This window comes from Rhizorhabdus sp. (genome assembly GCF_018006725.1).
GTDB lineage: Bacteria > Pseudomonadota > Alphaproteobacteria > Sphingomonadales > Sphingomonadaceae > Rhizorhabdus.
The window spans coordinates 1-9,299 of the sequence record NZ_JAGMXV010000180.1; the positions used below are offsets into that span (position 1 = coordinate 1).

Annotated in this window: 8 protein-coding genes and 1 other annotated feature; of the genes, 5 read left to right on the forward strand and 3 right to left on the reverse strand. The window is 64.6% G+C overall.

Going from position 1 to position 9,299, the window contains the following annotated elements; all coding sequences use genetic code 11:
• Both KAY22_RS20040 and KAY22_RS20045 read left to right on the forward strand, forming a co-directional pair.
• On the forward strand, positions 1-537 hold a 537-nt coding region (locus tag KAY22_RS20040; RefSeq protein ID WP_296625025.1), incomplete at its 5' end, for an ABC transporter permease subunit.
• A complete protein-coding gene (locus KAY22_RS20045) occupies positions 537-1,415 on the forward strand; it encodes a phosphate ABC transporter ATP-binding protein (protein WP_296625026.1) in 879 nt (292 codons plus the stop codon). The genes KAY22_RS20040 and KAY22_RS20045, both read left to right, overlap by 1 nt.
• A 22-nt stretch (positions 1,416-1,437) precedes the next feature.
• Here KAY22_RS20045 and KAY22_RS20050 read toward each other — a convergent pair whose 3' ends face one another.
• Positions 1,438-2,448 carry a histidine kinase dimerization/phosphoacceptor domain -containing protein gene (locus KAY22_RS20050; protein WP_296625027.1) on the reverse strand — a complete coding sequence of 337 codons (1,011 nt, stop codon included), beginning with the start codon at positions 2,446-2,448 and terminating at the stop codon, positions 1,438-1,440.
• 97 nt (positions 2,449-2,545) lie between these two features.
• Positions 2,546-4,297, reverse strand: a complete 1,752-nt coding sequence (locus KAY22_RS20055; RefSeq protein ID WP_296625028.1) for a hypothetical protein — start codon at positions 4,295-4,297, stop codon at positions 2,546-2,548.
• A gap of 363 nt (positions 4,298-4,660) precedes the next feature.
• Positions 4,661-4,716 (forward strand) — a sequence feature (sul1 is cis-regulatory element that is thought to sense ions involved in sulfur or methionine metabolism; They are found in Alphaproteobacteria).
• A 48-nt stretch (positions 4,717-4,764) separates the two neighbouring features.
• Between KAY22_RS20055 and KAY22_RS20060 the strand changes: the two genes are divergently transcribed.
• On the forward strand, positions 4,765-6,258 hold the full coding sequence (locus tag KAY22_RS20060) for a SulP family inorganic anion transporter (RefSeq protein ID WP_296625029.1): 1,494 nt from the start codon (positions 4,765-4,767) through the stop codon (positions 6,256-6,258).
• A gap of 6 nt (positions 6,259-6,264) precedes the next feature.
• On the opposite strand, the gene KAY22_RS20065 is transcribed toward KAY22_RS20060, so the two are convergent.
• Positions 6,265-6,675 (reverse strand): HIRAN domain-containing protein, encoded by a 411-nt coding sequence (locus tag KAY22_RS20065; protein ID WP_296625030.1) that lies wholly within the window; start codon positions 6,673-6,675, stop codon positions 6,265-6,267.
• 440 nt (positions 6,676-7,115) lie between these two features.
• Between KAY22_RS20065 and KAY22_RS20070 the strand changes: the two genes are divergently transcribed.
• Together KAY22_RS20070 and KAY22_RS20075 are read left to right on the forward strand one after the other, a co-directional pair.
• Complete coding sequence (locus tag KAY22_RS20070; protein WP_296625031.1) at positions 7,116-8,642, forward strand: PAS domain-containing protein; 1,527 nt, start codon at positions 7,116-7,118, stop codon at positions 8,640-8,642.
• Between the two features lie 208 nt (positions 8,643-8,850).
• Positions 8,851-9,279: a hypothetical protein gene (locus KAY22_RS20075; protein ID WP_296625032.1), complete on the forward strand. Its 429-nt coding sequence runs from the start codon at positions 8,851-8,853 to the stop codon at positions 9,277-9,279.
• The last annotated feature ends 20 nt before the right edge of the window (positions 9,280-9,299 follow it).

The window sequence follows — 9,299 nt, forward strand, 5'->3', positions numbered from 1 at the left end:
GGTGCCGCCGTCCGCTTCCTCAACGACGTGCTGCTGTCGGCACCTTCGATCCTGATCGGTCTGTTCGTCTATGAGATCATGGTCCGCCCCTTCCAGGGCTTCTCGGCCATTGCGGGCGCCGTCGCTCTCGCGATCATCGCGATGCCGATCGTGACCCGGACGACCGAGGACATATTGAGCCTGCAGCCGAGCGCGCTGCGCGAGGCGGGCATGGCGCTCGGCGCGAGCCGTGCCTTCGTCATCCGCAAGGTGGTATGGAAGTCGGCCCGCGCGGGCCTGATCACCGGCGCGCTGCTCGGCTTTGCCCGCATCAGCGGCGAGACCGCCCCGCTGCTGTTCACCGCGCTCGGCAACCAGTTCTTCTCGGTCGATCCCACCCAACCCATGGCCAGCCTGCCCACGACCATCTTCCAGTTCGCCCTGTCCGCTTATGAGGACTGGCAGCGGCTGGCCTGGGTCGGGGCGCTGCTGATCGCTGTCGCCGTATTGTCCATCAACATCATCGGGCGCGTCGTCGCCCGGGAGGCCCGCCGCTAATGACCGACCTTCCTTCGCATCTGTCCGAAGAGGTCCATCTGGCCTTCCCGCCGAGCGACCGGCTCGCGATCGAAGCGCGCAAGCTGGACTTCTTCTACGGCAAGACTCAGGCGCTGTTCGGCGTCGACCTGCCGGTCGAGCGCAACAAGATCACCGCCCTGATCGGTCCGTCGGGCTGCGGCAAGTCGACCCTGCTGCGCGCGCTCAACCGCATCTACGATCTTTACCCGCGCCAGCATGCGGTCGGTCGCATTCTGCTCGATGGCCATGACGTGCTCGCCGACCGCAAGAGCCTGCAGCGTCTGCGCGAGCGAGAGGGTACGATCGACGAGGCGACCATGGTCCGCTCGCCGGTCGACGTCGCGGGCCTGCGCGCGCGCGTCGGCATGGTGTTTCAGAAGCCGACGCCCTTCCCGATGTCGATCTACGACAATGTCGCCTTCGGCGTGCGCCTCTACCAGCGCAAGAGCCGCGCCGAGATGGACGTGATCGTGGAGAAGTCGCTGCGCCGTGCGGCGCTGTGGGACGAGGTCAAGGACAAGCTCCACAGCTCGGGGCTCGGCCTGTCGGGTGGCCAGCAGCAGCGCCTCTGCGTGGCGCGCGGCATCGCGGTGGAGCCGGACGTTCTCCTGCTCGACGAGCCGGCCTCGGCGCTCGACCCGGTATCGACCGCAAAGCTGGAAGAGACGCTGATCGAACTGCGCGAGGACTTCACCATCGTCATCGTGACGCACAACCTGCAGCAGGCCGCGCGCATCTCTAACTATACCGGCTTCATGTATCTGGGCCGGATGATGGAGTTCCAGCCGACCGAGGAACTGTTCGCCAATCCGCGCGGCCAGCGGACGCGAGATTACGTCACGGGCCGTTTCGGCTGATCCAATCGGTGCGACGCGCCGTTCAGTCCGGCTGAGCCGGTACCCGCAGTTCGCAGCGCGTTCCCTGGTCGATCGTCGAACCCGCGCTGATCTCCAGCGTCGCGTGCAATGAGCGGGCGAGCAACTGCATCAGGCTCGCCCAGCTGCCATGGCCTTTCTCCGACGGGGCATCCGCCCGTCCGACGCCATTGTCCTCGATCGTCACCACCAGCCCGTCGCCCTCGCGCCGGACCCAAAGCGCGATGTCCCCGAGACCGCCGGGAAAGGCATGCTTGGTGGCGTTGGTGATCGCCTCGTTGACGATCAGCGCGATGGCCACGGCTGTCTTTGCGGCCACCTGCATGGGCTCGGCGTCCAGGCTGAGCGTGATGCCGGGGGGCAGCATGGCTTCCCGGATCCGGTCGCAGACGTCGCGAAGATGGTCGTGCAGAAGCACGGTGGTCAGGTCGGCGCTGCTGAGGGCCAGGTTGGAGTAGACCGACGCGAGCGACTGCAGCCTTCCTGCGGCGGCGCGCAGTTCGTCCTGCACGTCGGGATCGGCATGCGACATGGCGCGCGAAATCAGCAGCGAGGCCGCGATCTGGAAATTGTTGCGCGTCCGATGGTCCACTTCGCGCAGGGCGAGCGACAGAAATTCGACATGACGACGCTCCTCCTCGCGCAGGCGCAGCGCCGTCGAACGAAAGGCGGAAATTACAGCCACCGCGAGGAAGAGAGAGAATGCGGCAACGAAGAGGCCGATGGCCTGCGTCGCGCTGATTTCGAAGGATCGCGCCGGGGGAATGACGAAATACCAGATGAGGATAAGGCAGGCCGTTGCCGTGATCATCCCCGCGCGCGCGCCGGCGACCAAGCTCGCCAAAATGATGAAAGGGAAGACGAAGGCGAAAGGCGCCACGCCCGGCGCAAAGATGTCGACCACCAGTCGCCCGGCTGTGGCCAGACCGATGGCCGCCGCCGCGATCAGCAGGTCGGCGCCCAAATCCGGCTTGCGCCCGGCGAGCCGGAGCGAGAGATCGACGACGACGTTCACGGACCCCTCCCTGCGCTGACGCCCATCAGTTGATGCTGTATCGTTCCATATCTGTAACGCCGACCGTCAGAGCGGGATAGCGCTAAATAGAGCGCGCTCACCGGGCCGGGGGAAGGTCCACCGCAGCGAGATCCCTCGCGATCTTCCGGCGCGTTGCCAGCGAATAGCCGAGCCGATCGAGATAGGAACGGGGGGCGGAAGCCACAGCCCCGTCAAGCCGTTCGAGCTGTTTCCAGGCCGCATATGCCTTTGCCCGGTCACCCAACATGCCATAGCCGGCGGCCGCCATGATGTAGAAGCCGCGCGGCCGTCCGATGACCGGCGGCGCCATCAGGGACAGTGCTTCTCCCGCCAGAGCGCGATCGTCGCAGATGACGGCGAGCATCAGCAATGGAACATGATAGCGGCCCGACGGATCGTCACCGACGGCGATCGCGCGGCGGATCACGGCTTCGGCGTCGGGATCCCGGCAATCGGCCAGATAGGTCCCGACATCGGCGAGCAGGTTCGGTTCATAGGGCTGCAGGGCAATGGCGCGCTGCGCAAAACTGGACGATTGCGAGCAGGAGCCGCGCGCCAGCGCGATGCGGGCCTGGGTGGCATTGGTCCAGCCATTATAGGGGTCGAGCGCACGCGCCAGTTGCGCATGGCGGCGTGCGGCCAGGAGATATCCGGCCTTCGCCTGCGCGTCGACGCCGGGATCCGACATCTTCTCCATGGCCAGTTGCGCGGCCGCCGCCTGCAACGAGGCATCGTCGGGGGTTCGCGCCAGGCTGCGGTCGATGCAGGTCTCGACGTGCAGCCGGTCCTCGGGCAGGCGCTGCTTGCGATAGCGATGATAGAGCAGGAGGCAGCTATAGCCGATCGCTTGCCGCCCGGAGCTGCGTTGAAGCTCGTGGATGGCGATCAGACCGTCCACTTTGCCGATGGTCGCTATGACCGTTGCCAGGCGTTGGTCTAGTGCGGCCGCGTCGTTGCGCTCGGTTGGGGGAAGTGTGACATCGCCGGACCAGATGAGCTTGTCGGGAGACAATTGAGTCAGGCGGAGGAACAGGCGAGGGGACGGACCGTCGATCAGATCCGCTCCGAGCCGATAGCGGGCCGGGGGCGAATTTTTCGGCGGCGTTTGCGATGCGCGCGACAAGGTCAGCGGACGAAGGTCGAACGCCAGACTGCGGCCGAGGCCATTGATCAGGACAGTGCGAATACGCGCACCCAGCGGGCTCTGTCGCGCCATGGTCGTGCCCGCGACTTCCAGGACCGGGCGCTCATTGGTGGCGCGAGGATCGTCCAGCGGCAACAATATGGCGGCAGCTGTGCCGAGGCCGGCGACGAGTACCAGAATCAGCAGCAGCGAAAGTCCGAAGGACAGCTTCGACGAAACCGCCGACGGTCGATGTTCGGTTTGGGTGGGGGGTAGCGGTTCCGGTGGCTCTTCTGCGCTGGTCGCCGGACGTTCGAGCAAGACCTTGTACCGCCCGCTTGGTATGCTCAGGCGGATATCGTCCGGGCCGCTCGACGTCCTGTAGTGGTTGTCGAGCATCTTGCGCAGACGCCCGACCTGAACCCGGGGGTAGCTGTCCGCGCGCGCATCATAGTCGGGTGCGCGGCCGAGACCGTCGACCGCCACCGAATAGGCCTTCAGCTGGTCGCCCCTCCCTGCGACGGTCTCCTCAACCAGGAAGCAGAGCAAGCGTTTCATGATCGGTGCGCGCGAGAAGTCGGGCGACGTCAGCACCGAACGGAGTTCGGCACGGATCAATTCGGCATCGGCACCCGCTTCGGCAGAAGCGCCATCGCTCGCGCCATTGGTGTCGTCGTCCGACGCTCCGGTTTCGATCGCGCTCATCGGGCGTAACGATAAACGCTTGGAAACCGGGAGTCATGAACATTATCGCGCGCCGATGTAACGGTAACAGAGACGCAGAGAAACTGCCGCCGTGCACGGCAATGCGCTGCTGTCGGTTAGCAGCCTGGCTGCGTGCCCGACGGCGTCAAGTCTTCGTGCACGCCGGCGCAGTCCTGCGGCTTCGGATCCTACCCCCAACGGGATCCTGGCCGTCGGCGCTTCGGCATGATTGGCCGACCGTCTATTTGGCCCCCACCGATGGACGGTCGGCCTTATCGTTTCAGCCTGTCGGCAGATCGCCACGCAGGGTTTTCCATTCCGCGTTGATCTCTCGGGCGGCCACCGCTAAGGCCCCGACATTCGCAAGGACCCGGTGCAATTCCGGGTGGCTATTCCGGCCGCCGATCCGCCGGACAACAGATCGCGCCGCCTCGAGACATCGGCCTGCGCCTTGTTGTTGGACATTCATGACATCCTTTCTTTCGCATCGCGCCCAATGGTGGGCCGATCTCCCGTCGGCGCGTGCCGACATTCTGGCCGGCATCGTCGTGGCGCTCGCGCTGATTCCCGAAGCGATCGGCTTCTCCCTGATCGCGGGCGTCGATCCGCAGGTCGGACTCTACGCATCGGTGGTCATAGCGATCGTCATCGCATTTACCGGAGGACGACCCGGCATGATCTCGGCAGCCACCGCTGCGGTGGCAGTGCTCGTAGGGCCACTCGTCAGGCAACATGGCGTGGAATATCTGTTCGCGGCGACCTTGTTGATGGGCGTCATTCAGATTGCTGCCGGGTTCGCGCGGCTACACCTGCTGATGCAGTTCGTCTCGCGTTCGGTGATCACCGGCTTCGTCAATGCGCTGGCGATCCTGATCTTTGCCGCGCAGCTGCCGCAACTGATCGGCGTCGGCTGGCAGACCTATGCGATGGTGGCCGGCGGCCTCGCGATCATCTACCTCTTTCCCCGGCTTACGAAGACGGTCCCGTCTCCGCTGGTCGCGATCCTCATACTCGCGGCGCTCAGCATCGGTCTCGACCTGCCGGTCAACACCGTCGGCGACATGGGGTCGCTGCCCCAGGGGCTGCCCCTCTTCGCTCTGCCCCAGGTTCCGCTGACGTGGGAAACGCTGCGCATCATCCTGCCCTATGCGGTGACGATGGCCGCCGTCGGCCTGCTCGAATCGCTGCTCACGGCGCAGATCGTCGACGACATGACGGAGAGCGACAGCGACAAGCGCCGGGAGTGCGGCGGCCAGGGGCTCGCCAATATGGCCGCATCCCTGTTCGGGGGCATGGGTGGTTGCGCGATGATCGGCCAGTCTGTGATCAATGTCGCTTCGGGCGGGCGGCGGCGTCTGTCGACCCTCACGGCCGGACTCTTCCTTCTGTTCCTGCTGGCGGTGCTCGGACCGCTCGCCGGCCGGATTCCGATGCCCGCCCTCGTCGCAGTCATGATCATGGTGTCGATCGGAACCTTCAGCTGGTCATCGATCGCCAATCTGCGTCGCCATCCGCCGACATCGTCCTTCGTGATGGTTGCGACGGTCGTCGTGGTGGTCTGGACGAAAGATCTTTCCCTTGGGGTGCTGGCAGGCGTGATCCTGTCGGGCATCTTCTTCGCCGCGAAAGTGCAGCGCATGTTCTCGGTCGAGCGGAGTGTGTCGCCTGAGGACGGCGGCATAGTCTACCAGGTTTCGGGCCAGATCTTCTTTGCGTCGGTCGAGCGCTTCACGCGCGCCTTTCAGACCGAACCTGCGGGCAGCCGGGTGCTTATCGACGTGTCGATGGCGCATTTCTGGGACATCTCGGCCGTCGGCGCGCTCGACAAGATCGTGCTCCGGCTACGGCGCGAGCGTAACGTCGTCGATATAGTGGGCTACAACCGGGCGAGTGCCGACATCGTCGACCGCTACGCCCTCCACGACAAGATCGGCTTTCAGAGCGGCCTGATCCCGCACTGAGCGCAGTCAGTCGAACGGGCTCGGCGGATCGGTGAAGTAATCCGGCTCTTCCTCCACGGTTTCGACTGTGGGTCGCGGGGGCGGGAGGACGGGCGCCGATCCGTCGAGCGACAGGCGGACGAAGGCGGTGGTGCCGGCAATGCCCTGGAAGATGGCGGGCACGCCTCCGTCCTGCTTCAGCAGGCGCGCGATCAGGGGAGCCCGTTCCGCCGGAACATAGCCAAGGGGCACGTCGCGCGCCGACAGGATGAGGACCGCGTTCGGATCGACCGGATTGCCGGGTTCGGCAACCAGTCTGACCGGTTCGCCGGGCTGACAGGTGGCGAGTTCGAAGCGGCGCGATATCTTGCCATGCAGTCGTGCGTCCCGGTTCGGGAAGTCGACCCCCTTGACCGGGATAGTGATTTGCCGCGCCATCGAGCGTCCTGCCTTTCTCTATCGGCGGCGCGGGGAGGCCTGCCTGTCGAAGCCATGGCTTCCCGGTCGCTCTGACGCAATGCTCCGCAAGGGCTGACGAGTTGAGCAGAGGCTTCGCCCGATGTAGAGAGGGGCATGATCGACCACGACCAATCTGCGGATACTCCGATCGGCGCCGTCATTCTTGCGGTTGCCGCTGTCGTGGTGCCGCTCGTCCTGTTGTTTTGGCTGATGAGCCTGTACGGCTGAGCGGGCGGGATAGGCTGCCCTGCGGGTATCTGGCCGTCTCGCGATAGTGCTGGCGGGGAGACGCGGAACAAATCTTCGGTCGGGCGGTTTTGGGACTTCGTGACCAAATCCGGTCTTGCATGTCTTTGGGGGGACAATGCGCATTATACGATCAACGGGTAACGCCGTCCGTCACCGTCGGTCCTGAACGGGTGCAGGACATTAAACGGCCGGCCGCGGCTTCGACGGAACCCGCAGGCGCGCTGCGCGATGCCCGCGATGACGAGGCCGACCGGCTGGCGCCCTATGCGGTCGATGGACTGTTCGACGATCCCGAGCTTCAGGGCATAACACGCTTCGCTGCGCGCCTGTGCGAATGTCCGATCGCGGTCGTGAGCCTGGTCGAAGAGGAGCGGCAGCGTTTCGTCGCGCGGACCGGCCTGGCCGCGTTGGAGACACCCCGCAGCCTGTCCTTCAGCGCCCATGCCATGATGGGTCACGGCATGATGGAGGTTCCCGACGCGCGGGAGGATCCGCGCTTTCGCGACAATGCGCTGGTAACCGGGGCTCCGCATATCCGCTTCTATGCGGGCGCGCCGCTGCGCTCTTCGCAGGGCACCCCGCTGGGATCGCTGTGCGTCATTTCGTCCGAGCCGCGGGCAGGGTTGACCGATCTGCAGCGCGAGGGGCTCGAAGTGCTTGCCCGCGCGGTCATGCGTTTTCTGGAGGACCGCCGCGAGAAGCTTGCGCGGCATGTCTGGGAGATGGCGGCCGAAGCCGATCTGGCTGCCAGCGAAGAGCGATTTCGCGTGCTGGCAGACGCCATGCCGCAGATGGTGTGGTCGACCCGTCCCGACGGCTATCATGATTATTACAATGCCCGCTGGTACGAATTTACGGGCGCGTCACGGGGAGAGACCGTCGGCAATGGCTGGAACGGGCAATTCCACCCCGACGATCAGGACCGTGCCTGGACCGTCTGGCGCCACTCGCTGGACACGGGTGAGCCTTATGAGATCGAATATCGCCTCCGCCGCTTCGACGGCGAATATCGCTGGACGCTGGGGCGGGCGCTTCCGTTGCGGGACGAGCAGGGAACAATCCGGCGCTGGTTCGGGACCTGCACGGACATTCACGACCAGCGGATGTTGCGTGAGCAGCAGGACTTGCTCTCGCGCGAGCTCGGCCATCGCATCAAGAACATCTTCACGGTCGTCGCTTCGCTATTACGCCTGTCGAGCCGCAACGATCCAGGGTTGAAACATTATGCGGTCCGTCTCAGCGAGCAGATCGCTGCGCTGGGCCGCGCCTACGACTATGTCCGGCCGCAGGACGGGACCTCGGCTTTCACCCTGCAGGGCATGCTGCGCGAGCTTTTCGCCGCCTATAATTTCGACGGTCTGGAACGGGTCCGGGTAACCGGCGAGGACGTCATCCTGTCGGAAAAATATATGACGCCGCTCGCGCTGACCTTTCACGAGCTGGCCACCAACGCGGTCAAATATGGTGCGTTGGCGAGTCCGGGCGGAACAGTCGAACTGTCGATCGAGCGGCTCGGCGATCAGTTGCATCTGGGCTGGGTCGAGCATGGCGGGGAGGTACAGAAGGCGACCGGCCATCAGGGCTTCGGTTCGGAACTGATCCGTGCGAGCATCGAGCGCCAGCTGCGTGGCACCTTAACGCGCGAATGGCTGCCGACAGGGCTGAAAGCGACTGCGACGGTTCCGTTTGTGGATTGAGCGCATGATGGCTGTATGAACCCCGGCGAAGAGTTTCCGTTACGGGAATGCAGATAATCTAATATGTGCGCTGGCGCACGTTGCATCCCCGTCTGTGGCAATTGCGTATTTATGAACGCGCTCACAGTCTCCAAGACGATTGCACCATGTGACGGTTGCTTCGCTTGATTTTGTGACAGGCGATTTCTCCGTGATCGGGGGATGGCTCATGCGTGTTATCATTCTCGAACCCGACTATTTTCAGGCGCTCTATTTGACGGAAACTATCGAGCGTGTCGGCGGCGTCGTGATCGGGCCTTACAGCCACGCAGCCGATATTCCCTCCTCCATGATGTCGGCAGCCGATGCAGCGTTGCTCAACATCGACCAGCCCGCCGAACTCGACCAGATTATCGACCTCGCGCTTCTGCTGCTGTGCGAGGGATGCGAGGTTCGGCTGACCACGGGCTATCCCGATCAGCATCTTCCGACGGCGATTGCCCATGTCGTCACCATGACGAAGCCGGTGACGCGGGAGCAGATCATCGCCTTCCTGTCGGAAAGACAGCGGCGACAGTCGGCGTCCAGCAACTTGCATGTGGAGGGCGCACACACCCTTGCTGCCACCCTGTCGGCGATCCGCAGCGAGCGCGACTGAACGCTCCCGGCAGGGTAGGG